The following is a 26,758-nucleotide window of genomic DNA, read 5'->3' as shown; positions in this document are numbered from 1 at the left end:
TCGTCCCCCTGCGCAACGACTGCGTTCGGCCTCCTGGAGGGGCGTTGGCGGCTGCCCCACCTTTCTTCGTCCAGCGCATCACCACGTGGTGCGCACGGACTTTCGTAGGATGGGTAGAGCGGAGCGAAACCCATGCGGTGGAGGTGGCACAAACCCTTTGGGGCCCGGAAAGGTCCGTGCTTGAGCCCTTGCTTTAAAACCACAACAGCTAACGCAGACAGCGCCAATGAATTCGCCCCTACGGGTGTTCCCGGGTGGGTTGGTGTCGGGTTCCTTCGCGAATGAATTCGCCCACCGCCGGCATTTTCCGCACAAATGAAAACGGCAGCGCCAAGGCGCTGCCGTCGGGTGACCGTGCTTAGCGGATCACATGTTGTATTTGCTGTGGAACAGGGCGATCTGCTTCTCGGGCTTGGGCTCTTCCTTGGTCAGGACGTAGACCACGCGCTGGCCTTGCGGGCCGCCGCCGATGTCGACGTAGCTGAAGGTGGGCTCGCCGATCTTGTACATGTCGATCATGTCGCCGTAGCGGCTGAATACGTAAATGATGCCGTCTTCGTCACGCAGCTCGCCGTAGAACGGCAGGGCCGGCGGCAGGCTCACGTCGAGGAAGCGCTGGGCGCTGGTCTTGGCTTCCTTGCCCTGGTCTTCGGCTTTGAGGATCAGGGTGATGTCGCGGTCGAAGCCATCTTTCTTGCCGGTGGCCTTCTTCAGCGGGGCAGTGCCGTTCTCGATATAGCCGCGGTAGGTGGCGTAGTCGTCGAAGACGAACAGTTCCTTCTCGGTACGGACCTGGTACCAGTCTTCGTTGTTCAGTGCCTCGACCTTGGCCGGAGCGGCCGGCGGGGTGCTGCAGGCGGAGATGGCGACGGCCAGCGCGGCCAGGGTCAGCGATTTGATCAGGTTTTTCTTGCAGGGCATTTCATGGTCCTCCCCAGGATTGGTGAGAGGCGAATCTGCCCGAGTCGTGTGACGGCGAGATGACGGAGATATGCCAGAAGTATTACGGCGAGGTTTCGGCGCCTGAATCGCCTGTTTTCAACTGGATGTCGGCAGAAGTTAAAGTAAATTCTAGATTTTTCAATTTCATATGAATCAATGAGTTACGAGTGCTTTGTAATCTTTAATGCGATGATTTGAGCGCCTCGCGAAAGCCCGCCTGTACCCGCTCTTGTGGGAGCGAATTCATTCGCGAAGAAGCACCCAGGCGGCGCGGATTCGTGCCAAGAATCGTCCTTCGGAGCGATAACTGTAGGAGCGAGCTCTGCTCGCGAACAGCCTTGGCACCTTCCCATTGACCACCGTTGGGCCTCGCTGCGCTCGGCGCCAACCTACGGTGTGCCACGGTTCGGGATTGGGTTGTGACACCGGGCATCGCCGGTGGAGGTAAAGAGCGACCTCCACCCTACATTCCGGGATAGGCCCTGGCTTGGGTCGGAGTGCCGGAAAAGAAAAGGCGGCGGTTTGCACCGCCGCCTTGAGGGCCTCGCTTCGGCTGGGGGAGCCTGCGGGGCATCGAGGGTGAAGCGTTAGCCGCGGTAGTAGCGCTGCGGCACGAAGGGGGTCTTGGCGACTTTCATCGCCACGCGCTTGCCGCGCACCACGGCCCAGATCTCGCTGTCGAGGGCGGCATGGGCGGCGTTGACGTAGCCCATGGCCACCGGGGCGCCCAGGGTGGGGCCGAAACCACCGCTGCTGACGCGGCCGATGACGGTGCCGTCGGCGTCGACGATCTCGGCGCCTTCACGCACCGGTACGCGCTCCTGGGGCAGCAGGCCGACGCGCTTGGCGGCGACGCCTTCACGCTGCTGGGCAAAGATGCGCTCGGCGCCGGGGAAGCCGCCGGCACGCTCGCCATCGGCGCGGCGCACCTTGGAGATGGCCCAGGCCAGACTGGCGTCGATGGGGGTGGTGGCGGTGTCCATGTCGTGGCCGTAGAGGCACAGGCCGGCTTCCAGGCGCAGCGAGTCGCGGGCGCCGAGGCCGATGGCCTGGACTTCCGGTTCGGCCAGCAGGGCGCGGGCCAGGGCTTCGGCCTTGTCGGCGGGCACGGAGATTTCGTAGCCGTCTTCACCGGTGTAGCCGGAGCGGCTGACGTAGCACTCGACGCCCAGCAGGCGGGCGCTGCCGAACTGCATGAAGGTCATCTTCGCCACCTCGGGCGCCAGGCGTGCCAGCACGGTGACCGCCGCCGGGCCCTGCAGGGCGAGCAGGGCGCGTTCTTCGAACAGCGGCTCGATCTCGCAGCGGTCGCCAATGTGCGCACGCAGGTGGGCCAGGTCCTGGTCCTTGCAGGCGGCGTTGACCACCAGGAACAGCTCGTCCGGCCCCAGGCGCGCCACCATCAGGTCATCGAGGATGCCGCCGTTGGCGTCGGTGAACACGGCATAGCGCTGCAGGCCCACCGGCAGGTCGATGATGTCCACCGGCACCAGGCTCTCCAGGGCCTTGGCGGCGTCGCTGCCGCGCAGACGGATCTGGCCCATGTGGGACACATCGAACAGCCCGGCCTGCTCACGGGTGTGCAGGTGCTCCTTCATCACGCCGAGCGGGTACTGCACCGGCATGTCGTAGCCGGCGAAGGGAACCATCTTGGCGCCCAGTTCAAGGTGCAGGGAGTGCAAGGGGGTCTTTGCGAGGGTCATGTAAATCTCCTTCGGAAGCTGCAAGCCACAAGCGGCAAGCCGCAAGCAGGTGGCAGCGAAACGGTGTTTTCACTTGAAGCTTGCGGCTTGCAACTTGCCGCTGCTCTCAACATTCAATGATGTTCACGGCAAGACCGCCGCGAGCGGTTTCCTTGTATTTGCTCTTCATGTCGGCACCGGTCTGGCGCATGGTGCGGATGACCTTGTCCAGGGAGATGAAGTGCTGGCCGTCGCCGCGCAGGGCCATGCGCGCGGCGTTGATGGCTTTTACCGAGCCCATGGCGTTGCGCTCGATGCAGGGCACCTGCACCAGGCCACCGACCGGGTCGCAGGTCAGCCCCAGGTTGTGTTCCATGCCGATTTCGGCGGCGTTTTCCACCTGCTGCACGGTGCCGCCCATGACTTCGCAGAGCGCGCCGGCGGCCATGGAGCAGGCCACGCCGACTTCGCCCTGGCAGCCCACTTCGGCGCCGGAGATGGAGGCGTTTTCCTTGTAGAGGATGCCGATGGCGGCGGCGGTGAGCAGGAAGCGCTCCACGCCTTCGTCATTGGCGCCGGGCACGAAGCGCGCGTAGTAGTGCAGCACCGCCGGGACGATGCCCGCCGCGCCGTTGGTGGGCGCGGTGACTACGCGGCCGCCGGTGGCGTTTTCCTCGTTCACCGCCAGGGCGTAGAGGTTGACCCAGTCGAGCACCGTCAGGCTGTCGCGCAGGGCGGCTTCCGGGCGCTCGCTGAGCTGGCGGAACAGCGCGGCGGCGCGGCGCTTGACCTTGAGCCCGCCGGGCATGATGCCTTCCTTGCGGCAGCCGGCCTTCACGCAGTCCTGCATCACCTGCCAGATGCGCTGCAGCCCGGCGCTGGTTTCCTCGGGGCTGCGCCAGGCCTTTTCGTTCTCGCGCATCAGCGCGCTGATGGAGAGGCCGCTGGTGGCGCAGTGGGCGAGCAGTTCCTTGCCGGTCTTGAAGGGGTGGGCGAGCGGGGTCTGGTCTTCGACGATGCGGTCGTGCCCGGCCGCTTCCTCGTCCACCACGAAGCCGCCCCCCACCGAGTAGTACTCGCGGGAGCGCAGTTGCAGCCCGGCGGCGTCGAAGGCGCGGAAGATCATGCCGTTGGGGTGGAAGGGCAAGGGTTTGCGGATCATCGCCAGGTGATCCTTCTCGACGAAGCGGATGGTCTTTTCGCCACCCAGGCGCAGTTCGCCGTTCTTGCGCATCTGTGCCAGGCGCTCGTCGATGCCGCTGGTGTCCACGGTGTCGGGTTGCTCGCCTTCGAGGCCGAGCAGCACGGCCTTGTCGCTGCCGTGGCCCTTGCCGGTGGCGCCGAGGGAGCCGTAGAGCTCCACCTTCAGGGTTTCCGTGCCCGCCAGCAGGCCTTCGCGACGCAAGCCGTCGACGAAGCGTGCGGCCGCCCGCATGGGGCCGACCGTGTGGGAGCTGGAGGGGCCGATACCGATCTTGAACAGGTCGAAGACGCTGAGGGACATGGTGTCGCTCCTGAGCCTGGATCGCGCTCGTTGTTATTGGTCAGCGTAGACACTGGGAGAGATCGGGCCTCGCGGCCCGACCGTTGAAGCGCAAGGCGGTGCGCGGGGGCGAGTTCATTCGCGAATGAACCCGCCCCCACGATCACGTGCCGATCAGGCGTCCTGGTACGCCTCGATGGACGGGCAGGCACAGACCAGGTTGCGGTCGCCGAAGACGTTGTCGACGCGGCCCACCGGCGGCCAGTACTTGCCTTCCACCAGGCTGGCGGTCGGGTACACGGCCTGTTCGCGGCTGTAGGGGTGGGTCCACTCGCCGACCAGCTCCGCCGCGGTGTGCGGGGCGTTCTTCAGCGGGTTGTCGTTGGCGTCCAGGGCACCGGTTTCCACCGCGCGGATCTCGTTGCGGATGCGGATCATGGCGTCGCAGAAGCGGTCCAGCTCTTCCTTGGATTCGCTCTCGGTCGGCTCGATCATCAGCGTGCCGGCCACCGGGAAGGACATGGTCGGGGCGTGGAAGCCGAAGTCGATCAGGCGCTTGGCCACGTCGTCGACGCTGATGCCGCTGCTGTCCTTGAGGGGGCGCAGGTCGAGGATGCACTCGTGGGCCACCAGGCCGTTGGTGCCGGTGTAGAGCACCGGGTAGTGCTCTTCCAGGCGACGGGCGATGTAGTTGGCGTTGAGGATCGCCAGCTGCGAGGCGCGACGCAGGCCGGCGCCGCCCATCATGCGGATGTACATCCAGGTGATGGGCAGGATGCTGGCGCTGCCGAAGGGCGCGGCGCTCACCGCACCTTCCTTGCGCTCCATGTGGCCGTGGCCGGGCAGGAAGGGCGCCAGGTGCGACTTGACGCCGATCGGGCCGACGCCCGGGCCACCGCCGCCGTGGGGGATGCAGAAGGTCTTGTGCAGGTTCAGGTGGGACACGTCGCCGCCGAACTGGCCCGGGGCGCAGAGGCCGACCATGGCGTTCATGTTGGCGCCGTCGATGTACACCTGGCCGCCGTTGGCGTGGATGATCTCGCAGATTTCGCGGATGCCTTCCTCGAACACGCCGTGGGTGGAGGGGTAGGTGATCATGATCGCGGCGAGGCGGTCGCGGTGCTCTTCGGCCTTGGCCTTGAGGTCGGCGATGTCGACGTTGCCGCGGGCGTCGCAGGCGGTCACCACCACGCGCATGCCGGCCATGTTGGCGGTGGCCGGGTTGGTGCCGTGGGCCGATTGCGGGATCAGGCAGATGTCGCGCTGGTCGTCGCCGCGGCTCAGGTGGTAGGCGCGGATGGCCAGCAGGCCGGCGTATTCCCCCTGGGAGCCGGCGTTGGGCTGCAGCGACACGGCGTCGTAGCCGGTGGCGGCGCAGAGCATGGCTTCCAGTTCGGTGGTCAGCTGCTGGTAGCCCTGGGACTGCTCGGCTGGGGCGAAGGGGTGCAGGTTGCCGAACTCGGCCCAGGTGACCGGGATCATCTCGCTGGCGGCGTTCAGCTTCATGGTGCAGGAGCCCAGCGGGATCATGCTGCGGTCCAGCGCCAGGTCCTTGTCGGCCAGCTTGCGCATGTAGCGCATCAGCTCGGTTTCCGAGTGGTAGCGGTTGAACACCGGGTGGGCGAGGATCGCCGACTCGCGCAGCAGCGCGGTGGGCAGGCGGCTGGGGATGGTCGCGGCCAGCTCGGCGAAGGCGGGCAGGGCCTGGCCATCGGCGAACAGGGTCCACAGCGCTTCGATGCTGGCCTGGGTGGTGGTCTCGTCGAGGGACAGGCCCAGGCGCTGGTCGTCGACCACGCGCAGGTTGATGCGTTGCTCGCGGGCCTTGGCGTGCAGCTCGGCGGTGCGGGCGCCGGTGGCCAGGGTCAGGGTGTCGAAGAAGCTCTGCTGCTCGACGGTGACGCCCAGCTTGGCCAGGCCTTGGGCCAGGATGGCGGTGAGCTGATGCACGCGCTTGGCGATGCGGGTCAGCCCCTGCGGGCCGTGGTAGATGGCGTACATGCTGGCGATGTTGGCCAGTAGCACCTGGGCGGTGCAGATGTTGCTGGTGGCCTTCTCGCGGCGGATGTGCTGCTCGCGGGTCTGCATGGCCAGGCGCAGGGCCGGCTTGCCGTGGCGGTCGATGGAGACGCCGACGAGGCGGCCCGGCATGTCGCGCTTGAAGGCATCGCGGGTGGCGAAGTAGGCCGCGTGCGGGCCACCGAAGCCCAGGGGCACGCCGAAGCGTTGGGCGCTGCCCAGGGCGACGTCGGCACCGAATTCGCCCGGCGCCTTGAGCAGGGTCAGGGCCAGCAGGTCGGCGGCCACGGCCACCAGGGCGCCGACGGCGTGGAAGCGCTCCACCAGCTCGGCGTTGTCGAACAGGTCGCCATTGCTGGCCGGGTATTGCAGCAGCGCGCCGAAGTAGGGCGCGGCGTCGGTCAGCTCGCGCTCGTCACCCACCACCACTTCGATGCCCAGGGGCTCGGCACGGGTGCGCAGCACGTCGAGGGTCTGCGGGTGGCAGTGGCGGGAGGCGAAGAAGGCGTTGCTGGCCTTGTTCTTCGACAGGCGCTTGCAGAAGGTCATGGCCTCGGCGGCGGCGGTGCCTTCGTCCAGCAGGGAGGCGTTGGAGATCGGCAGGCCGGTGAGGTCGCTGATCAGGGTCTGGAAGTTGAGCAGCGATTCCAGGCGGCCCTGAGAGATTTCCGGCTGGTACGGGGTGTAGGCGGTGTACCAGGCGGGGTTTTCCAGCAGGTTGCGCAGGATGGGCGAGGGCGTGTGGGTGCCGTAGTAGCCCTGGCCGATGTAGTTGGTGAACAGCTGGTTCTTGCCGGCGATGGCCTTGATCGCGGCAAGGGCGTCGGCCTCGCTCTGGCCCGGGCCCATGTCGAGCACGCTGGTGCCCTTGATGCTGTCGGGGATGACGCTGGCGCTGAGGGATTCCAGGTCGGCATGGCCGAGCAGGTCGAGCATGGCCTGGATGTCGGTCTCGCGCGGGCCGATATGGCGGGCGATGAACTCGTTGGCGGTGCCGAGGGCGTTGGTCTGGGTGGGCATGGTCAGGCTCCTCAGGCGTTCTTGATCAGGGCTTCGTACGCGGCGCGGTCCATCAGGTCGGCCAGCACGGCGTTGTCGGCCAGGCGCATGCGGAAGAACCAGCCCTTGCCGAGCGGGTCTTCGTTGACCAGTTCGGGGCTGTCGTTGAGCGCTTCGTTGATCTCCAGCACGTCGCCGTCCAGCGGCATGACGATGTTGCTGGCGGCCTTCACCGATTCCAGCACCGCCACTTCGGCGCCTTGCTCATAGGCCTGGAGCTCCGGGAGCTGCACGAAGACCACGTCACCCAGCGCCTCCTGGGCGTACTCGGTGATGCCCACGGTCACCTGGCCATCGGCCTCCAGGCGCAGCCATTCGTGTTCGGCGGTAAAACGCAACTCGCTCATTCGGAACTCCTCGGTGCTGTGGCCCGGTTCTTTGCCAGGCGCTCTATGGACCCCCGCACGGGGCGTCGCCCCGTGCTGTCTGGTCGGCTTCATAGCAAGGGCGGTGCCAGGATGCTTTCACCCAGTTAAAACAAAGGGTTGGGCGCAATTCGAGACGTCTTTCGCGAAGAAGGCTGTAGCGAAAACGCTACAGAAAATAGGGGTTTTCCAAGGGGTGCGCAGGGAGGGGCAGACACGGCGGGGTGCGTGGCGGGTTGTTACGGAGTCGTTACGCTGTAGCGAAATCGATACGGATCAGGTTGATCCATGAATGTATTTTATATAGATCAATTAGTTAGGTGATTTTTGTGGAAATCAGGTGAAGATTTGCGCCGTTAATGGGCCAGGCGGCGTTCTGCGAGCAACGCGAAACCCATCGGGAATGTGCCGGAACACAGAATGGGTTTCGCTTCGCTCTACCCATTCTCCGTGTTAATTCTTAATAAAATAATCAACAAAAACAGATAGATATACGTAGTTGTTGAGGTGTTATATCAGCTTTTGCCGGGTATCCCGTACTTGCGCAAACGGTGGGCGATGGCAGTGTGGGAGGTCTGCAGGCGGGCGGCCAGCTGGCGGGTGGAGGGGTAGCTGGTGAAGAGTTTTTCCAGCAGCGCGCGCTCGAAGTTCTCCACGGCTTCTTCCAGGCTGTTCACCTCGCCGTCGTTCTGCCGCGCCACGGCGGTACCGGCGATGTCCAGGTCACCGATTTCCACCAGGCTGCTTTCGCAGATGGCGGCGGCGCGGAAGATCACGTTCTGCAGCTGGCGCACGTTGCCCGGCCAGCGGTTGCCCAGCAGCGCGGGGTAGGTGCCGGGGGCCAGGCGGCACGGCGGGCGCTGGATCTGGGTGCAGGCCTGCTGCATGAAGAAGCGCGCCAGCATGAGGATGTCCTGGTCGCGGTCGCGCAGCGGCGGTACTTCCAGGTTGAGCACGTTGAGGCGGTAGAACAGGTCTTCGCGGAAGGTGCCTTCGGCCACCATCTTTTCCAGGTTGCGGTGGGTGGCGCTGAGGATGCGCACGTCCACCTTCACCTCGCGGTCGCCACCTACCCGGCGGAAGCAGCCGTCACTGAGGAAGCGCAGCAGCTTGGCCTGCAGGTAGGGCGACATCTCGCCGATCTCGTCGAGGAACACCGTGCCCTGGTTGGCCAGCTCCAGCAGACCCGGCTTGCCGCCGCGCTGGGCGCCGGTGAAGGCGCCGGGTGCGTAGCCGAACAGCTCGCTTTCGGCGAGGTTCTCCGGCAATGCCGCGCAGTTCAGCGCCAGGAACGGCTGGTTGTGCCGCGCGCTGACCGCATGGCAGGCCCGTGCCACCAGTTCCTTGCCGGTACCGGTCTCGCCATTGATCATCAGCGGTGCATCCAGGGCCGCCACACGCAGGGCGCGGGCCTTGAGGGTGCGGATGGGCTGGGAGTCGCCCAGCAGCGCATCGAAGCCTTCGGCATGGTCATGGTGCAGGGCCGAGAGGCGCTCGCCGATGCGGTTGGGCAGATAAAGGGTGAGCAGGGCGCCGGCCAGGTGCTCGCCCTCGGTGATGGGCACGGCATCGAGCATCAGCGCCTGTCCCTTGAGGGTCACCTCGCGCAGCGGCAGGCGGAAGCCCTGTTCACGCAGCACGTTGTGCAGGCTGTCGTCGGCGAACAGCTGGGCCAGGGTCGCGCCCTCCAGCTCGCCGCCATGCAGGGCCAACAACGCAGGGTTGGCCAGCAGCACGCGGCCGTCCTGGTCCACCGCCAGCACCGGGTCGGTCATCGCCGCCAGCAGGGCGTCCAGCTGCAGGCGGTGGCGCTGGCCGGGGAGGATGTCCACCACCGTCACCTCGCGCACGCCTTCCACCTTGTGCAGCGCGCCGCGCAGCTCGTCCAGCACCTCGGCGCTGAGGGTCGGCGCATCGATGTAGACGTTCGGCGGGACCATCTCCACCGCATCCAGGTTGAGGTTGCGCCCGCCGAGCAGGGCGAGGACTTCCTGGGTGATGCCGACGCGATCGATGAAGGTGACGTGAATGCGCATGGAAAGCGGAGCCGCTGGATGAAAGCCGCAGATTATGCCCGCTCCGGGCACCACCGGGCCATGGCTTGTGCCGCGTGATGGAACCCGGCGCCGCGCTGGCCTTGTGCCAGAGCGCCACGGCAGCGGTGGCCCCTTGCGAAAGTTCGAACTTTTGCCCGCCGAGGGGGTTCGGAACTAGCACACCACTTCCGCAACCCGGCGCGGCCCCAGCCGGCCTCCATGCGCCGGTCAGAAGGAGCCAGACCGATGTCCCCGAGCACACCCGCCGAGTCCGCCGCGCGTCTTTCCGGAGCGCTGCAGCTGGACGAGGCCCTGGCATTCCCGCGTATCGCCATCGAATCCGTCGAGCCCCAGCTGGAAGGCGGCCGCTTCGCCGCCAAGGCCATCGAAGGAGAGGCCCGTACCGTCACGGCGGTGATCTTCGCCGACGGCCACGACAAGCTGGCGGGCCAGCTGCTCTGGCGTCCGGTCGAAGACCCCGAATGGCAGCGCGTGCCCCTGGAATTCCTCGGCAACGACCACTGGCAGGCCCGCTTCGTGCCGTCCCGCATGGGCCGTGTGGTATTCGCCGTGGAAGCCTGGTGGGACCTCTACGGCAGCTATTGCTACGAACTGTCGAAGAAACACGGTGCCGGCGTGCCCATCAAGCTGGAGCTGCAGGAAGGCGAGCTGCTGCTGCGCCATGCCCTGGAACAGGCGCCGGCGGCCCAGGTGGACACGCTGCAGGCGCTGCTCGAACGCCTGGAAGAGGCGCAATCCATCGACGAGCGCGTGGCCCTGCTGCTGGCCCCCGAGACGGTGGCCGCCGTGACCCGCGTCGAGGCCCATCCCCATCGCGTGCGCAGCCCGCTGTACCCGCTGGACGTGGAGCGCAAGCTGGCCGAGTTCGCCAGTTGGTACGAGCTGTTCCCGCGCTCGGCGGCCAACGACGGCAAGCGCCACGGCACCTTCCGCGACGTCATCGCGCGGCTGCCGGACATCCAGGCCATGGGCTTCGACGTGCTCTACTTCCCGCCCATCCACCCCATCGGCCGCACCCACCGCAAGGGCCCGAACAATTCCCTCAAGGCCGGCCCGGACGACCCCGGCAGCCCCTACGCCATCGGCAGTGCCGAAGGCGGCCACGAGGCCATCCACCCGCAGCTGGGTAGCCGCGAAGACTTCCAGGCCCTGGTCAAGGCGGCCCGCGAGCATGGCCTGGAGATTGCCCTCGACTTCGCCATCCAGTGCTCCCCGGACCACCCCTGGCTGGCCCAGCACCCCGGCTGGTTCAGCTGGCGCCCCGACGGCTCCATCCGCCACGCCGAGAACCCGCCGAAGAAGTACGAGGACATCGTCAACGTCGACTTCTACGCCCGTGATGCCCAGCCCGACCTGTGGCTGGCCCTGCGCGACGTGGTCAAGGGCTGGGTGGAGCAGGGCGTGACCCTGTTCCGCGTCGACAACCCCCACACCAAGCCGCTGCCGTTCTGGGAGTGGCTGATCGCCGATATCCGCGCCACCCACCCCGAGGTGATCTTCCTCGCCGAGGCCTTCACCCGGCCGGCGGTGATGGCGCGCCTGGGCAAGGTCGGCTTCACCCAGAGCTACACCTACTTCACCTGGCGCAACACCAAGGAGGAGCTCGCCCAGTACTTCACCGAGCTCAACCAGCCGCCGCTGTGCGACTGCTACCGGCCGAATTTCTTCGTCAACACGCCGGACATCAACCCCTTCCCGCTGCACGGCCAGGGGCGCGCCGCGTTCCTCATCCGCGCCGCCCTGGCCACCATGGGCTCCGGCCTGTGGGGCATGTACTCGGGCTTTGAGATCTGCGAGTCGGCGCCGGTGCCGGGCAAGGAGGAGTACCTGGATTCGGAGAAGTACCAGCTGCGCCAGCGCGACTATCGCGCCCCCGGCAACATCGTCGGCGAGATCGCCCAGCTCAACCGCATCCGCCGCGCCAACCCGGCCTTGCAGACCCACCTCGGGCTGCAGGTCTACAGCGCCTGGAACGACAACATCCTGTATTTCGGCAAGCGCACCGCCGACCGCTCCAACTTCATCCTGGTCGCCATCAGCCTCGACCCGCACAACGCCCAGGAGGCCAGCTTCGAGCTGCCGCTGTGGGAGCTGGGCCTGCCCGAGGATGCCGCCACCCAGGGCGAAGACCTGATGAACGGCCACACCTGGACCTGGTACGGCAAGACCCAGTGGATGCGCATCGAGCCCTGGCACCAGCCCTTCGGCATCTGGCGCATCCGCGCCGCCACCTGAGGACAACGCCATGGCGAACCAACAGCGGCCCGAGCTGCACACACTGGTCATCGAACAGGACCTGCAGGAGCTGCTCCAGGGCGCCAGCGGCTCCCTGGTGGGAGACTCCCTGGCGGCCTACCTGCCCAGGCGCCGCTGGTTCTCCGGCGACGCGGCGGGTGAGGTGCGCCTGCTCTATGCCGTGCCCTTCGGCGAGGCGGACGAACTCTGCGTACTGGCCGAGGTGGAGAGCCGCGACGGCGAGCGCCGCGAGCATTACCAGTTGCCCCTGGCTTTCGTCACCGAGCATCAGGCCGGGAGCGCTGCGCCCGAACACCTGGCCCTGGCGCGCCTGCACCGGGGCCGCCAGGTGGGCCTGCTCACCGACGCCTTCACCCTGCCGGGCTTCGTGCGCCAGGTGGTGCGCCAGCTGAGCCGTGGCCAGGTGCTGCACTGGCAGGGCAGCGAGTTGCAGTTCGTGCCCACCTCGCGCCTGGTGGACTTCATCGGCGACCTGGACGGCGACGTCAGCCTGGTATCCGCCGAGCAATCCAACAGTTCGGCGGTGATCGGCGACAGCATGGTGCTCAAGCTGGTACGCCGTGTGCTGCCAGGCATCCACCCGGAAACCGAGATGGGCGGTTACCTCACCGAACACGGCTTCGCCAACATCCCGCCCTTGCTGGGCGAGGTGCGCCGCGTCGACGAGGCCGGCACGCCGCATACGCTGATGGTGCTGCAGGCCTTCCTCAGCAACCAGGGCGATGCCTGGCAGTGGACCCTGAACACCCTGGAGCGCGCGGTGCGCGACGAACTGGCTGGCGGTGCATCCGGGCAGGAGAGCACGCACCGCTTGCTGGAGGAACTGGAAGCCTTCGCCCGCATGCTCGGCCGCCGTCTCGGCGAGATGCACGAGGTGCTGGCCCGCCCCAGCGACAACCCCGACTTCGGCTACCGGAGCAGCGATATCGCGGAAACCAATGGCTGGGCCCACAGCGTCGGCCTGCAGTTGCACGAGGCGCTGGAACGGGTGGCCGAATCCCGCGAGGGCCTTTCCGAGTCCGCCCGGGCGCTGGCCGATTGGCTGGGCAGCCACCAGGCCGGGTTGCTCGAGGTGGTCGGCAAGCTGGCCCGGCACAGCGCCGGTGGCATCCGCATCCGCGTCCATGGCGACCTGCACCTGGGGCAGGTGCTGGTGGCCCGGGGCGACGCCTTCATCATCGACTTCGAGGGCGAGCCCACCCGCAGCCTGGAAGAACGCCGCGCCCGCCACAGCCCGCTGAAGGACGTGGCCGGCATGCTGCGCTCCTTCGACTACGCCGCCGCCATGGCCCTGCGCAACGCCCAGGGCGCCGATGCCTCCAGCGAGGCCGCCAGCGCCCGCCAGCGCATCGCCAGCACTTACCGCAGCCAGGCGCGCACCGCCTTCCACGAAGCCTACCGGCTGGCCGCCGCGAACCTGCCCCATGCCTGGCACGAGCGTGACGGCGAAGTCGCCGCCCTGGCGCTGTTCAGCATCGAGAAGGCCGCCTACGAAATCCTTTACGAAGCCCGCTACCGCCCCGATTGGCTGGATGTGCCGATGCTGGGGCTGGTGGAGTTGGGCCGTCATCTCCTGGGGAGCACGCAATGAACGATGTAGCCATGGGGCAGGGCGCCGACCGCGCCCAGATCGAGGCGCTGGTACGGGCCGAGCACGGCGACCCCTTCGCCTTCCTCGGCCCGCACCAGGATGACCAGGGGCCGGTGATCCGCGCCTACCTGCCCGGTGCCCTGGGCGTCGAGCTGCTGGACGGCGACAGCGGCCAGTCCATGGGCCGCCTGGTGGAATCCGCCACCCCCGGGCTGTTCATCGCCCGGCCCGAGCGCCTGCACCGCTACCGCCTGCGCATCCACTGGGGCGAGGGCTTCCAGGAAACCGAAGACCCCTACAGCTTCGGCCCGTTGCTGGGCGAAACCGACCTCTACCTGTTCGCCGAGGGCAACCACCGCGAACTGGGCAAGGTCTTCGGTGCCCAGCTCACCGAGCACGACGGCGTGCCCGGCGTGCGTTTCGCTCTCTGGGCGCCCAACGCCCGGCGGGTTTCAGTGGTGGGGGCGTTCAATGGCTGGGACGGCCGCCGCCACCCCATGCGCCTGCGCCACCCGGCGGGGGTCTGGGAACTGTTCGTGCCGCGCCTGCAGGCGGGCGAGGTATACAAGTACGAGCTGCTCGGCCAGCACGGCGTGCTGCCGCTGAAGGCCGACCCGGTGGCCCTGGCCACCGAACTGCCGCCGGCCACCGGCTCGGTGGTGTCCGCGCCGCTGGAGTTCCACTGGCAGGACCAGGGCTGGATGGACGGCCGCCAGCGTGGCCAGGCCCATGACCGGCCGCTGTCGATCTACGAGGTGCACGTCGGCTCCTGGCGCAAGGAGGGCGGCAACGACGGCCGCGTGCTCAGCTGGCACGAACTGGCCGAGCAACTGATCCCCTATGTGCAGGAACTGGGCTTCAGCCATATCGAGCTGTTGCCGATCATGGAGCACCCCTTCGGCGGCTCCTGGGGCTACCAGCCGTTGTCGCAGTTCGCGCCGACGTCGCGCTACGGCAGCCCGCGCGACTTCGCCGCCTTCATCGACGCCTGCCACCGCGCCGGCATCGGCGTCATCCTCGACTGGGTGCCCGCGCATTTCCCCACCGACGCCCACGGCCTGGGCCGCTTCGACGGCACGGCGCTGTACGAGTACGAGCACCCCTTCGAGGGCTTCCACCAGGATTGGGACACCTACATCTACAACCTCGGCCGCACTGAGGTGCACGGCTTCATGCTGGCCTCGGCGCTGCACTGGCTGCGCGCCTACCACATCGATGGCCTGCGCGTGGATGCGGTGGCCTCGATGCTCTACCGCGACTACTCGCGCAAGGACGGCGAGTGGATCCCCAACCGCCACGGCGGCCGTGAAAACCTGGAGGCCATCGACTTTCTCCGCCACCTCAACGACGTGGTCGCCACCGAGGCGCCCGGTGCCCTGGTGATCGCCGAGGAATCCACCGCCTGGCCCGGGGTCAGCCGGCCCACCCGCGAGGGCGGCCTGGGCTTCGCCTACAAATGGAACATGGGCTGGATGCACGACAGCCTGAAGTACGCCAGCGAAGACCCGGTCAACCGCAGCCATCACCACCACCAGCTGACCTTCGGCCTGCTCTATGCCTTCTCCGAGCACTTCATCCTGCCCATCTCCCACGACGAAGTGGTACACGGCAAGCGCTCGCTGCTGGACAAGATGCCCGGCGACCGCTGGCAGAAATTCGCCAACCTGCGCCTTTACCTAAGCTTCATGTGGAGCCACCCGGGCAAGAAGCTGCTGTTCATGGGCTGCGAGTTCGGCCAGTGGCGCGAATGGAGCCACGACAGCGAGCTGGACTGGTACCTGCTGCGCTACGGCGAGCACCTGGGCGTGCAGAGCCTGCTGCGCGACCTCAACGCCCTGTACCGCGCCGAGCCCGCGTTGCACCAGCTGGACGGCGTCGCCGAAGGCTTCCAATGGCTGATCGGCGACGATAAGGCCAACAGCGTCTACGCCTGGCTGCGCAAGGGCCAGGACGGCGCACCGCTGCTGGTGGTGCACAACTTCACCCCGGTGCCGCGCCCCGGCTACCGCATCGGCGTACCGCTGCCCGGCACCTGGCAGGTGCTGCTCAACAGCGACGCCGACGGCTATGCCGGCAGCAACGCCGGCACCCTCGCCGAAGCGCACACCGAAGACGAAACCCGCCACGGCCAACCCCACTCCCTGGTGCTCGACCTCCCACCGCTTGGCGCGCTGATCCTCAAACCGCAGTAAAGGTGACCCGGTCGCCGGTAGCCCGGGCTTCAGCCCGGGAGCGCGGCCGCCGGTATCCCCGGGCTAAAGCCCAGGCTACAGACTGCGTTGGGTGGAGGTCGCTTTTTGCCTTCACCAACGGTGTTGCACCGGGCCGCGATGGTGGATGGGTGAGGCGGCATCCACCCTACACACCGGTTAACACCGTCGTTCGGGATAAGCACGGTGCCGTAGGTTGGTGCCGAGCGTAGCGAGGCCCAACGGAGCGGGGTTCGGCTCTGCTGCGTTGGGCTTCGTGCCTCAACCCAACCTACGTCCGTGCCAGGGCGGCTCCAATTTTGTAGGGGCGACTTCAGTCGCCCAGCGATGCACCGCATCGCCGTAGGGCGGGTGAAACCCGCGTGATGTAGTGCCGGGACGTCGGGTTGCACCCGACCTACAAGGTGGCGCTGCGCCGTAGGTTGGCGCCGAGCGCAGCGAGGCCCAACGGAGCGGGGTTCGGCTCTGCGTTGGGCTTCGTACCTCAACCCAACCTACATTCGTGCCAGGACGGCTCCAATTTGTGGGAGCGGCTTCAGCCGCGAAAGACCTGCCACCGGCACAACGCTGCGAGCGGCCGGACAGTCCATCGCGAATGAATTCTCCCACAGACCTTGGCAAGAGCTTCGCGAGCAGAGCTCGCTCCCACGGGGTGTGCCTCGGGGTATCACTCGAACGGCCCCATCACCTGGCGGTAATGCTCGGCGCCGTGTGGTGTCTGGCGGGTGAGGGTGAGTTCCAGGCCCCGGGGGTTTTCCACCGGGGTGCCAGTGAGGGCGGCCCAGCCCTTGCCGGGGCGCCAGGTGCGCAGGTCGAATTCGCTTACGCCGCTCATCACCGCCACGCCCTTGCCGGGGGCCGGCAGCGGGTAGCGCGTGCCGGGGGTGGAGGCGGCGCGGTAGAGGGTGTCGCCTTCCACCCACCAGCGCACCCGCAACAGGCGGCCGGGGCGGGACGGGGCGACGCGCACCAGCTCCAGGCGCGGCGGGCCATTGCCGCCGCCACGCAATACCAGGGCCGGTGGCCCGGAGCGGATCGGTTTTGCATCCGCATCGGCGTCCGGGCGCAGGGGCTCCAGCAGTTCGGTGGTGGCGCGCTGGGCCAGGTCGCGCTGCAGCTGGTTGAGGGCGCGCAGCAGCTCGTCGTTGCGTTCGGCCGCCGCCTGCAGGTGGGCGTCGCTGCGGCTCACGCTGTCCAGCCCGCGCCAGGCCACCAGGGACACCAGCGCCATCAGCAGGATCGCCACCATCACCTCGATCAGGGTGAAACCCCGTTGCTCGTTCATCACTGCACCTCGATACGGCCGGACGGCTCACGCACGACCCTGACGCTGTTGCGCCCATCGGACAGCTCGATGCGCGCCGGCTCGCCTATCCACTCGGCGTCGATCAGCAGCCAGCGGCCGCTGCTCAATCGCACATCCAGCGGGTGCACCTGCCAGGTACGCGGGCGCAGTTGCGGGTCGCCGGCGAACGCACGCTCATCGGCGCCGCCGTCGCCCAGGCGCAGGAAGCGGTAGCCGCGTGTGTCCGCCTGCCAGGCAATGGCACGGCCGTCGGCGCGGGCTTCGTCCTGGGCGGTCTGCAGCAGCAGGGCCAGGCGCTTGGCGTCTTCCCGCAGCAGGCGCGCCGGATCGGGGCGGATGCTCAGGCTGATGGCGGCCGTGGCGATGCCGACGATCACCAGCACCACCATCAGCTCGATCAGGGTGAAGCCCCGTTGCGCCCGCCCGGCAACCTCGGGAGGAGGTGAAATAAAACCGTGAAGATCGGCTGCTAGCGTCGGGGCCAGGAATTTTTGGAGGACCGCCGGATGCGCCTTATCAGCCGCTTCAACCCCGCCGCATGGGTCCAGGGCGCCGCGCTGGCGGCCACCCTGGCGGGCCTGGTCACCTGGGGGCTGTTGCTGGGGGACCCCACGCCCCAGCAGGCCCAGGCGCGCAGCGAAGCCCCGCAGCCGGTGCCGGCCGCCGCCCACGACGCCGCCCAATGGTTCGCCAGCCGCGCCAGCCAGCTGGACGTGCGCCTCACCGGGCTGTTCGCCGGGGAGCGCGGCGCCGTGGCTATCCTCGCCATCGACGATGCACCGCCGCGCGCCTTCCTCACCGGCGAAAGCCTGGGCGAAGGCGTGCGCCTGGACGCCATCGAAGGGGACGCGGTGATCATCGCCCGGGGCAGCGAAACCCAGCGCCTGTCCATCGCCCGCCTGCCCGAGGCGCCGCCGCTGCCGTCCCTGCGCTGAGTTCACGGCGTCACCTGCAGGCGGTCACGCGCCACCAGGGTTTCCAGGCGCGCCAGGGGCGGGCCGCCGCGTTCGCGGTCATGCACGCGGATGCTCAACTGCAGCAGGTCGCCCACGGGGGTGACGCGCTGCTCGCAACTCAAGCGCAAGCGCCCCTGATCACACTCCAGCACCTTGCGGCCATTGCCCGGCAGCTCCTCCAGGCGCAGCTCCGCCATGCGCCCCTGGGCCGCCAGCAGGGCGATGGAGCGGTCGCGCAGCAGGCCATCGGCCTGGGTCATCTGCCCGGCGGCACGCACCGCCGCCGACATGGCCACGGCGACGATGGCCAGCGCCACCAGCACTTCGATCAGGGTGAAACCGGACGCTTGCCGGTGCATCGCATGGGCCTTGCGCATGGCGGGGGTCACAGGGCAGGGAAGAAGGCTCCAGCCTAGCGGCCGCGTCTGACGAAACGCTGACGGAAACACCGGAGAACGCGGCCGCCGTTCTCCGTGGCACCGCGTCGCAGGCCCCATGGCGTGGGCATCGTGGCGCAGTACCGGGGAAATCCTCCCGAGGATTTTCAATACCAGTGACATATGCGCTTGGAACAATCCGGGGCGAAAGGACAGGCCCGGCTCCCGAAGACGCGGCCCGATGCAAACCCAAGGAGTGTCGAGATGGATATCGCGCGGTTCAGCTCCCCGGTTCGCGGCCGGAATGGCCAGCAAGGCTTCACCCTTATCGAGATCATGGTGGTGGTGGTGATCCTCGGCATTCTCGCCGCCATGGTGGTGCCCAAGGTGCTCGACCGCCCCGACCAGGCCCGCGCCACCGCCGCGCGCCAGGACATCGGCGGGCTGATGCAGGCGCTCAAGCTCTATCGCCTCGACCAGGGCCGCTACCCCAGCCAGAACGAAGGCCTGAAGGTGCTGGTGGAGCGCCCGGCGAACGCCACCTCCAGCAACTGGCGCTCTTATCTCGAGCGCCTGCCCAACGACCCCTGGGGCCGCCCCTACAACTACCTGAACCCCGGCGCCAATGGCGAGGTGGACATCTTCTCCCTGGGCGCCGACGGCCAGCCCGAGGGCGAGGGCGTGAATGCCGATATCGGCTCCTGGCAGTTGTAGGCCGCGCCATGCATCCCCTGGCCAGCCAACGCGGCATGGCGGTGATCAGCGCCTTGCTGATCGCTGCCGTAGTGGCGGTGATCGCCGCCGGCATGATCGCCCGTCAGACGCGCATCACCCGCGCGGTGGAAAGCGAGAACCAGCGCCTGCAGGGCGCCTGGGCCGCGCGTGGCGCCCTGGAGTGGAGCCGCCAGCGGCTGTGGGAGGAGCGCTTGCGCGAACCCGCCACCCGGCTCGACCAGGCCTGGGCGCAGCCCTTGCGCAACCTCAGCCTGGGCGAGGGGACGGCCTTCGAGGGCGCGATCCTCGACGAGCAGGGCCGCTTCAACCTGCGCAACCTGGTGCGTGACGAGCAGCTCGACCCCCTGGAAATGGCCACCTTCGAGCGCCTCTGCGCACTGCTGGGGGTGCCCCAGGAGGCCGCTGCGCGCATCGCCCGCCGGGTGATCGACGCCTATGCCTACCGCCTCTATCCGCCCCGCAGCGAACCGGCCAACAGCAGCGGTTTCGACAGCGGCCGGCTGACCTCACCGGAAGCGCAGAACCGCGCCTTCGAAGCCAAGCGCCCCATGCTGCGTCGCCTCGAAGACCTGGCCGACCTGCCTGGCGTGCCGGCCGATGCCCTGCAACGCCTGGCGCCCTTTGTCACGCTGCTGCCCATGCCCACCTGGGTCAACGGCAACACCGCCAGCGCCGAGGTGATCGCCGCGCGGGTGCCCGGCCTCGGCCTGGAGCGCGCCCGTGCCCTGATCGCCGAGCGCGACCGCGGCCAGTGGTTCATCAACAGCGGCGACGTACTCAACCGCCTGCGCATGCCGGACATGACCACCGAGTTGGTGCGCATCGGCATCACCAGCGAATGGTTCCTGGTGCGCGGCCTGGCCCGTGCCGGCGAGCGCCGCAGCCCGGTGGAGGCGCTGTTGTTCCGTGCCGAGGAAAGCCAGCCGCGCATTGTCTGGTCGCGGGTGGGCGCATGAGCACGCTGCTGCGGATCGTCCTGCCAGCCCTGGACGGGCTGCGCCCCGAGGCCGAGGTGGAGTACGCCTGGCTGAACCGCCAGGGCCAACTGGATAACCACGGCATTGCCAGCCTCGCCGAACTGGGTCGCCAGGCCCGGGGCAAGGCCGTGGAACTGGTGCTGCACCCCGACGACAGCCTGCTGGCCAGCCTCGAACTGCCGCCGTTGCCCGCTACGCGCCTGGGGGATGCTGTGCGTTGCGCTGCGGACGGCCTGGTGCTCGGCGGTTGCGAGGGGCTGCAACTGGTGCATGGCCCGCGTCAGGCCGATGGTCGGGTGCAGCTCGCCTGGCTGGAACGCGAGCGCCTGCAACGCCTGTTGCACGGCCTGCGGCAATGCGCGCTGGAGCCCCGTGGCCTCTATGGTGCACCGTTCTTCCTGGCGGCGGACAAGGGCACGGCCTGTGCGCAGCTACGCGACGGCCAATTGCTGGTGCGCGACGGTGCACAGGGCGGCTGGGTGCATCCCCTGCCTGAAGATTGCCTGCCGCGCTTGCTGGAGAGCGGCGTGGCGCCGGACTGGCCCGGCGAAGTGCCCGAAGGCCTGCCCGGCGAGGCCGTGGCCGCCAGCCGCCGTTGGACCGGTGCGGTGCCCGCCTGCAACCTGCTGCAGGGGCTGACGGGCCCGGCCCAGGGACCACGGCGCTGGGGCCGGGCCGTGGCCTGTTGCGCCCTGGCCGCCGCCGTGTGGACCCTCGGCCTCAACCTCCATGCCTCGCAGATGGCCAGCCAGGGGCTGGCGCTCAAGCAACAGATGTCGCAGCGGGTGAAGCAGGTCTTCCCGCAGTTGCCGGTGGTGCTCAACCCCTTGCAGCAAGCTCGCCAGCAGCGCGACGCGCGCCTTGCCGGTGGCACCCAGGATGGCCCCGGCCGCTTCGCCGCCATGGTGCAGCAGGCCGTTGGCGCCATGCCCTTCGCCCTGGGCGCCATCGAGTCCATCGATTACGACGGCGAAACCCTGCGCCTGACGCCCCGCGCCGGCGCGCGCAAGCCCCCGGCGGACCCCGCCTGGCAGGCGGCCCTGGCCCAGGCCGGGCTGCAAGCCGGCATCGGCGCCGATGGCTGGAGCCTGAAACGCCTGCCGGCGGATGCGCTGAAAAACGAGGCCGGCCGTGATGAATGAACGCCTGCTGAAACTGCGTGGCACCTGGCGTGAGCAGACGGCCCAGGCCCGCCAGCGCTGGCAGCGGCTGGGCCCGCGTGACCGGCGCATCCTGCGCCTGGCCGGACTGGTGCTGCCGCCGATGCTGCTGTGGTTCGCCCTGATCGAACCGTCCCTGGCGCGCATCGAGCATTGGCAGGCCGAGCTGCCGCGCCTGCGTGCCCAGGCGCAAACCCTCGAAGCGGTGCTGGCCGAGGTGCAGGGGCCCGCAGCCCTGGCGCCCGGCGCATCCCTGGAAGCGCTGCTGCGCCAGGGGCTGGATGACAACGGCCTGGCCGGGCACTACCAGTTGCGCGCGGAAGGCCCGCACTGGCGGCTGGAACTGCAAGGCGCCCCGGCGCAAGGAGTGATGGATTGGCTGCTGGGCGTGACCCCGGGCCTGCCGCTGGAGCTGCGCCAGGTGCAGCTGCGGCGCGACGGCGGGACACAGAGCGAACAGACGGATGCGCGGCTTTCCGGCGTCGTCGGCATGGAACAGGCGCCAGGCGCTAAGGAATCCTCATGAAGCGGTTCGATGGACAAGGGTTGCGGCGACCGCTGCGGCATGGGGTGGCGATTTCCCTCGCGGCGGTGCTCGCCGCCTGCAGCCAGTCCGGTGGCACGCCGCCGCCGGTGATCCCCGCCGAAAGCGAACTGGGCCGGCCCATGGCCCAGGTGGGGCAGGGCGATGCACTGGTGGAGCGCGAACGCATCCAGGCCCAGGCGGAGCGCCAACAACGGGCGGCCCAGGCCCAGCGTGCGCAACAGGCCGCCCGCCGCACGGGCCCGCCGCCCCGCCAGGCCCGCAGCGCCGGGCTGGGCGACCAGCCGGTGCAGCTGAATTTCGTCGAGGCGGACATCCCCGCGGTGCTGCGGGCGCTGTCCCGCGCCACCGGCCGGCAGTTCCTCGCCGATCCCCGGGTCAAGGGTCAGCTGACCCTGGTTTCCGAGGGCGAGGTGCCAGCCCATACCGCCTACGACATGCTCCTGGCGGCACTGCGCATGCAGGGCTTCTCGGTGGTGGAAGTGGGCGGCGTCAGCCAGGTGGTGCCCGAGGCGGACGCCAAGCTGCTCGGCGGCCCGGTGAGCGACGCCGACCGCCCCGGCGGCAACGGCATGGTCACCCGCACCTACCGCCTGCAGTACGAGAACGCGGTGAACCTGATTCCGGTGCTGCGGCCCATCGTCTCGCCGAACAACCCGATCAACGCCTACCCGGGCAACAACACGGTGGTGGTCACCGATTACGCGGAGAACCTCGAGCGGGTCGCCGCGATCATCGCCAACATCGACGTGCCCGGCTCCATCGACACCGATGTGGTGCCGGTGCAGAACGGCATCGCCACCGACATCGCCGCCATGGTCTCCGAGCTGATGGAGAGCCCGGGCAACGACGTTGCGCAGAAGGTCGCGGTGATCGGCGACCCGCGCTCCAACAGCATCATCCTGCGCACCGGCAGCCCGGAGCGCAGCGAACTGGCCCGGCAGTTGATCGCCAAGCTCGACAGCGCCCAGGGCAACCCCAGCAACCTGCACGTGGTCTACCTGCGCAACGCCCAGGCCAACAAGCTGGCCCAGGCCCTGCGCGGCCTGCTCACCGGCGAGGGCGAGAGCGCCGGCCAGGGCGACGGCAGCCGCGCCCAGCTCAATGGCGGCAACCTGGGGGGCAGCACGCAGAGTGGCACCGGCAGCAGCGGTTCCAGCTCCGGCACCTCCACCAGCAGCAACGGGCAGAGCGGCAGTTCCGGCGGCTACGGTCAGTCGGGCGGCGGCCTGCTGTCGGCGGCCAAGGGGCAGGGCGGCCAGGAGGGTGCGGTGGCCTTCTCCGCCAACGGCGTCACCGTGCAGGCGGATACCACCACCAACACCCTGCTGATCTCCGCGCCCGACCCGCTGTACCGCAACCTGCGCGAGGTCATCGATCTGCTCGACCAGCGCCGCGCCCAGGTGGTGATCGAGAGCCTGATCGTCGAAGTCAGCGAAGACGACACCAGCGAGTTCGGCATCCAGTGGCAGGCCGGCAACCTCGCCGGCAACGGCTGGATCGGCGGCGCCAACCTCGGCGGTGCGGGCATCAACACCGGCGCCAAGAACAGCATCGACGCACTGCCGGGCGGTCTGAGCATCGGCAAGGTGGCCGGCGGTGTGGACATCCCCGGCATCGGCCGCGTGCTCGACCTCAAGGTCCTGGCCCGCGCGCTGAAGAGCAAGGGCGGCACCAACGTGCTGTCCACGCCCAACCTGCTGACCCTGGACAACGAGGCGGCGAGCATCTTCGTCGGCCAGACCATCCCCTTCGTCAGCGGCAACTACGTCACCAACGGCGGCGGTACCAGCAACAACCCCTTCCAGACCATCGAGCGCGAGGAGGTGGGCCTGCGCCTCAACGTGCGCCCGCAGATTTCCGAAGGCGGCACGGTGAAGCTGGACATCTACCAGGAGGTCAGCAGCGTCGACGAGCGCGCCGACAACGACGCCGGCACCGTGACCAACAAGCGCGCCATCGACACCAGCATCCTCCTCGACGACGGGCAGATCATGGTGCTCGGCGGCCTGCTGCAGGACAGCTTCATCCAGAGCAGCGAGGCGGTGCCCGGCCTCGGCAGCCTGCCCGGTATCGGCGCGCTGTTCCGCGGTGACCGCCGCTCGCGGACCAAGACCAACCTGATGGTGTTCCTGCGGCCCTACATCATCCGCGACGACAGCGTGGGGCGCAGCATCACCCTGAACCGCTACGACTTCATCCGCCGCGCCCAGGGCGCCATGCAGCCGGAGCACAAGTGGCCCCTTACCGACATGCAGGCGCCGCAACTGCCGCCGGCCGAGCAGGCCATGCCGCTGGACCCGGCCGCGCCGTTGCCGGCCCCGCAGCCCCGGCCCATGCGCGCCGTGCCGCTGCGCCCGGGCGAGCAGCCATGAGCGCGCTGCCCTACGCCTGGGCCCGCGCCCAGCGCCTGTTGCTGCAAGGCGAGGGGGAGGGCGCACGGCTGCTGGTGAGCCCGAGCACCCCCGGCTGGGCCATCGGCGAAGTGCGCCGTCGGCATGGCGCCACGCCCATCCAGCGGGTCACCGATGCCGAGCTGGAAACCCTGCTGGCCAGCGCCTACGCCGACACCGGCAGCGCCGCCGCGGTGGTCGGCGCCGCCGAGAGCGAGGTGGACCTGGACCGCCTGCTGCAGGACATGCCCGAGGTCACCGACCTACTGGACACCGAGGACGGCGCGCCGGTGATCCGCATGATCAACGCCCTGCTGACCCAGGCCGCACGGGACGAGGCCAGCGACATCCATATCGAGCCCTTCGAGACCCACTCCGTGGTGCGCTACCGGGTGGACGGCTCGCTGCGTGACGTGGTCGCCCCGCGCAAGGCGCTGCACGCGGCGCTGGTGTCGCGGATCAAGATCATGGCGCAGCTGGACATCGCCGAAAAACGCCTGCCCCAGGACGGCCGCATCGCCCTGCGCGTGGCCGGCCGGCCCATCGACGTGCGTGTTTCCACCGTGCCCACCGGCCACGGCGAGCGGGTGGTGATGCGCCTGCTGGACAAGCAGGCCGGGCGCCTGCGCCTGGAGACCCTGGGCATGGCGCCGACGCTGCTGGAGCAGCTCGACCGGCTGATCCGCCAGCCCCACGGCATCGTGCTGGTCACCGGGCCCACCGGCAGCGGCAAGACCACTACCCTCTACGCCGCCCTGGCGCGGCTGGACGCCGCCACCAGCAACATCCTCACGGTGGAAGACCCGGTGGAATACGACCTGCCCGGCATCAGCCAGATCCAGGTCAACGCGCGCATCGACATGAGTTTCGCCCTGGCCCTCCGTGCCATCCTGCGCCAGGACCCGGACATCATCATGATCGGCGAGATCCGCGACCTGGAGACGGCGCAGATCGCCGTGCAGGCCTCGCTCACCGGGCACCTGGTGCTGGCCACGCTGCACACCAACGACGCGGTCTCGGCCGTCACCCGCCTCACCGACATGGGCGTGGAGCCCTTCCTGCTGGCCTCCAGCATGCTCGGCGTGCTCGCCCAGCGCCTGGTGCGCCGCCTGTGCAACCAATGCCGCGAGCCCGACCCGGCCTTTCCCGGGCAGTGGCGCGCGGTGGGCTGTGCCGCCTGCAACAACACCGGCTACAGCGGCCGTACCGGCATCCACGAACTCTTCGTGATCGACGACGACATCCGCCGCCTGATCCACCAGGGCGAGGCCGAGCAGAGCCTGCGCGAAGCCGCCCGCGCCGCCGGCATGGCCAGCATGCGCGAGGACGGTGACCGCTGGGTGCAGGGCGGCTTCACCACGCCGGAGGAAATCCTCCGCGTCACGAGGGACGCCTGATGAACCGCTACCGTTTCGAGGCCGCCGACGCCAGTGGCCGCATCGAGAGCGGCACCCTGGAGGCCGACAGCCCGCGCGGCGCCATGGGCCTGCTGCGCACCCGTGGGTTGACGCCCCTGGAACTGACCGAGGAGGCCGCCGCCGGCAGCACCGACGGCGGCCTGTTCGCGCCGCGCCTGTCCGATGGCGACCTGGCCTGGGCCACGCGCCAGCTGGCCAGCCTGCTGGCGGCGGGGCTGCCGCTGGAGTCGGCGCTGTCGGCCACCGTCGACCAGGCCGAGCGCCGCCATATCGCCGAAACCCTGGGCGCGGTGCGCACCGACGTGCGCAGCGGCATGCGCCTGGCCGAGGCCCTGGCGGCGCGCCCGCGCGACTTCCCCGACATCTACCGCGCGCTGATCGCCGCCGGTGAGGAGTCCGGCAACCTGGCCCAGGTGATGGAGCGCCTGGCCGACTACATCGAGGAGCGCAACAACCTGCGCGGCAAGATCCTCACCGCCTTCATCTACCCGGCGGTGGTGGGGCTGGTGTCCATCGGCATCGTCGTCTTCCTCCTCGGCTTCGTCGTGCCCCAGGTGGTCAGCGCCTTCTCCCAGGCGCGCCAGGACCTGCCCGCGCTGACCCGGGTGATGCTCCAGGCCAGCGACTTCGTCCGTGCCTGGGGCGTGGTCTGCTTCGCCGGTATAGCCGGGGCCTTCTGGGGCTGGCGGATGTACCTGCGCGACGCCGCCGCGCGCCTGGCCTGGCACGCCAGGGTGCTGCGCCTGCCGCTGCTGGGGCGCTTCGTGCTGGGTGTGAACACCGCGCGCTTCGCCTCCACCCTGGCGATTCTCGGCAGCGCCGGCGTGCCGCTGCTGCGCGCCCTCGACGCCGCCCGTGAAACCCTGGCCAACGACCGCCTGGCCGCCTGCGTGGCCGACGCCACCCTCGCCGTGCGCGAGGGCATCAGCCTGGCCAGCGCGCTCAAGGCCGGCGGCGTGTTCCCGCCCATCCTCATCCACCTCATCGCCAGCGGTGAGAAGACCGGCTCCCTGCCGCCCATGCTCGACCGCGCCGCGCAGACCCTCTCCCGCGACATCGAGCGCCGCGCCATGGGCATGACCGCGCTGCTGGAGCCGCTGATGATCGTCATCATGGGCGGCGTGGTGCTGACCATCGTCATGGCCGTGCTGCTGCCCATCATCGAGATCAACCAGTTGGTGCAGTAGGGCGTTCGTCTCCCCTGGGATAACCGTTTCACAAGTGCCCC

General features: G+C 68.8%; 20 protein-coding genes. 11 read left to right on the top strand and 9 right to left on the bottom strand.

Features of this window, described 5'->3' with window-relative positions; translation table 11 throughout:
- Positions 1 to 366: 366 nt before the first annotated feature.
- From OEJ36_RS13200 to OEJ36_RS13175, 6 genes are all read right to left on the bottom strand, one after another.
- A complete protein-coding gene (locus OEJ36_RS13200; RefSeq protein ID WP_263401865.1) occupies positions 367 to 921 on the bottom strand; it encodes a hypothetical protein in 555 nt (184 codons plus the stop codon).
- Positions 922 to 1,529: 608 nt separating this feature from the next.
- Entirely contained in the window at positions 1,530 to 2,645 is a 1,116-nt protein-coding gene (gcvT, locus tag OEJ36_RS13195) for a glycine cleavage system aminomethyltransferase GcvT (RefSeq protein ID WP_263401864.1), read from the bottom strand.
- A gap of 106 nt (positions 2,646 to 2,751) precedes the next feature.
- The gene (locus tag OEJ36_RS13190) at positions 2,752 to 4,128 is read right to left on the bottom strand and encodes an L-serine ammonia-lyase (protein ID WP_021217646.1); all 1,377 of its coding nucleotides are present in this window, start codon (positions 4,126 to 4,128) and stop codon (positions 2,752 to 2,754) included.
- A 153-nt stretch (positions 4,129 to 4,281) separates the two neighbouring features.
- Entirely contained in the window at positions 4,282 to 7,146 is a 2,865-nt protein-coding gene (gene gcvP, locus OEJ36_RS13185; RefSeq protein ID WP_263401863.1) for an aminomethyl-transferring glycine dehydrogenase, read from the bottom strand.
- An 11-nt stretch (positions 7,147 to 7,157) separates the two neighbouring features.
- Positions 7,158 to 7,532 (bottom strand): glycine cleavage system protein GcvH, encoded by a 375-nt coding sequence (gene gcvH, locus OEJ36_RS13180; protein ID WP_021217648.1) that lies wholly within the window; start codon positions 7,530 to 7,532, stop codon positions 7,158 to 7,160.
- 533 nt (positions 7,533 to 8,065) lie between these two features.
- Positions 8,066 to 9,586, bottom strand: a complete 1,521-nt coding sequence (locus OEJ36_RS13175) for a sigma-54-dependent transcriptional regulator (RefSeq protein ID WP_043246906.1) — start codon at positions 9,584 to 9,586, stop codon at positions 8,066 to 8,068.
- A gap of 246 nt (positions 9,587 to 9,832) precedes the next feature.
- On the opposite strand from OEJ36_RS13175, the gene OEJ36_RS13170 reads away from it, so the two are divergent.
- The 3 genes from OEJ36_RS13170 to glgB are packed head-to-tail and all read left to right on the top strand — an operon-like array spanning position 9,833 to position 15,646.
- Positions 9,833 to 11,842 (top strand): alpha-1,4-glucan--maltose-1-phosphate maltosyltransferase, encoded by a 2,010-nt coding sequence (locus tag OEJ36_RS13170; protein WP_263401862.1) that lies wholly within the window; start codon positions 9,833 to 9,835, stop codon positions 11,840 to 11,842.
- A gap of 10 nt (positions 11,843 to 11,852) precedes the next feature.
- Positions 11,853 to 13,454, top strand: coding sequence for a putative maltokinase (locus OEJ36_RS13165; protein WP_263401861.1), 1,602 nt, complete (start codon positions 11,853 to 11,855; stop codon positions 13,452 to 13,454).
- Positions 13,451 to 15,646, top strand: a complete 2,196-nt coding sequence (glgB, locus tag OEJ36_RS13160) for a 1,4-alpha-glucan branching protein GlgB (RefSeq protein ID WP_263401860.1) — start codon at positions 13,451 to 13,453, stop codon at positions 15,644 to 15,646. The genes OEJ36_RS13165 and glgB overlap by 4 nt, the downstream gene beginning before the upstream one ends.
- Before the next feature lie 685 nt (positions 15,647 to 16,331).
- On the opposite strand, the gene OEJ36_RS13155 is transcribed toward glgB, so the two are convergent.
- Both OEJ36_RS13155 and gspH read right to left on the bottom strand, forming a co-directional pair.
- Positions 16,332 to 16,949, bottom strand: a complete 618-nt coding sequence (locus OEJ36_RS13155) for a type II secretion system protein J (RefSeq protein WP_263401859.1) — start codon at positions 16,947 to 16,949, stop codon at positions 16,332 to 16,334.
- Positions 16,949 to 17,419 (bottom strand): type II secretion system minor pseudopilin GspH, encoded by a 471-nt coding sequence (gene gspH, locus OEJ36_RS13150; RefSeq protein ID WP_263401869.1) that lies wholly within the window; start codon positions 17,417 to 17,419, stop codon positions 16,949 to 16,951. The genes OEJ36_RS13155 and gspH overlap by 1 nt, the downstream gene beginning before the upstream one ends.
- 57 nt (positions 17,420 to 17,476) lie before the next feature.
- Between gspH and OEJ36_RS13145 the strand changes: the two genes are divergently transcribed.
- Entirely contained in the window at positions 17,477 to 17,905 is a 429-nt protein-coding gene (locus OEJ36_RS13145) for a type II secretion system protein N (RefSeq protein ID WP_263401857.1), read from the top strand.
- A gap of 2 nt (positions 17,906 to 17,907) precedes the next feature.
- Here the strand turns inward: OEJ36_RS13145 and gspI are convergent, their stop codons facing one another.
- Positions 17,908 to 18,285 carry a type II secretion system minor pseudopilin GspI gene (gene gspI / locus OEJ36_RS13140; protein ID WP_263401856.1) on the bottom strand — a complete coding sequence of 126 codons (378 nt, stop codon included), beginning with the start codon at positions 18,283 to 18,285 and terminating at the stop codon, positions 17,908 to 17,910.
- 282 nt (positions 18,286 to 18,567) lie between these two features.
- Between gspI and gspG the strand changes: the two genes are divergently transcribed.
- The 7 genes from gspG to gspF are packed head-to-tail and all read left to right on the top strand — an operon-like array spanning position 18,568 to position 26,717.
- A complete protein-coding gene (gene gspG / locus OEJ36_RS13135; protein WP_021217637.1) occupies positions 18,568 to 19,017 on the top strand; it encodes a type II secretion system major pseudopilin GspG in 450 nt (149 codons plus the stop codon).
- An 8-nt stretch (positions 19,018 to 19,025) separates the two neighbouring features.
- Positions 19,026 to 19,994, top strand: a complete 969-nt coding sequence (gspK, locus tag OEJ36_RS13130) for a type II secretion system minor pseudopilin GspK (protein WP_263401855.1) — start codon at positions 19,026 to 19,028, stop codon at positions 19,992 to 19,994.
- Positions 19,991 to 21,157 (top strand): type II secretion system protein GspL, encoded by a 1,167-nt coding sequence (gene gspL / locus OEJ36_RS13125; RefSeq protein ID WP_263401854.1) that lies wholly within the window; start codon positions 19,991 to 19,993, stop codon positions 21,155 to 21,157. The genes gspK and gspL overlap by 4 nt, the downstream gene beginning before the upstream one ends.
- Positions 21,150 to 21,701 carry a type II secretion system protein M gene (locus tag OEJ36_RS13120; RefSeq protein ID WP_263401853.1) on the top strand — a complete coding sequence of 184 codons (552 nt, stop codon included), beginning with the start codon at positions 21,150 to 21,152 and terminating at the stop codon, positions 21,699 to 21,701. Before gspL ends, OEJ36_RS13120 begins: the two co-directional genes overlap by 8 nt.
- Positions 21,698 to 24,094, top strand: a complete 2,397-nt coding sequence (gspD, locus tag OEJ36_RS13115; RefSeq protein WP_263401852.1) for a type II secretion system secretin GspD — start codon at positions 21,698 to 21,700, stop codon at positions 24,092 to 24,094. The genes OEJ36_RS13120 and gspD overlap by 4 nt, the downstream gene beginning before the upstream one ends.
- Entirely contained in the window at positions 24,091 to 25,509 is a 1,419-nt protein-coding gene (gene gspE / locus OEJ36_RS13110; protein ID WP_263401851.1) for a type II secretion system ATPase GspE, read from the top strand. The genes gspD and gspE overlap by 4 nt, the downstream gene beginning before the upstream one ends.
- Positions 25,509 to 26,717: a type II secretion system inner membrane protein GspF gene (gspF, locus tag OEJ36_RS13105; RefSeq protein WP_263401850.1), complete on the top strand. Its 1,209-nt coding sequence runs from the start codon at positions 25,509 to 25,511 to the stop codon at positions 26,715 to 26,717. The genes gspE and gspF overlap by 1 nt, the downstream gene beginning before the upstream one ends.
- Positions 26,718 to 26,758: the final 41 nt, after the last annotated feature.

Source organism: Pseudomonas sp. PDM13 (assembly GCF_025685765.1).
Taxonomy (GTDB): Bacteria; Pseudomonadota; Gammaproteobacteria; order Pseudomonadales; family Pseudomonadaceae; genus Metapseudomonas; species Metapseudomonas solani.
This window is presented reverse-complemented; position numbering and strand designations above follow the sequence as displayed.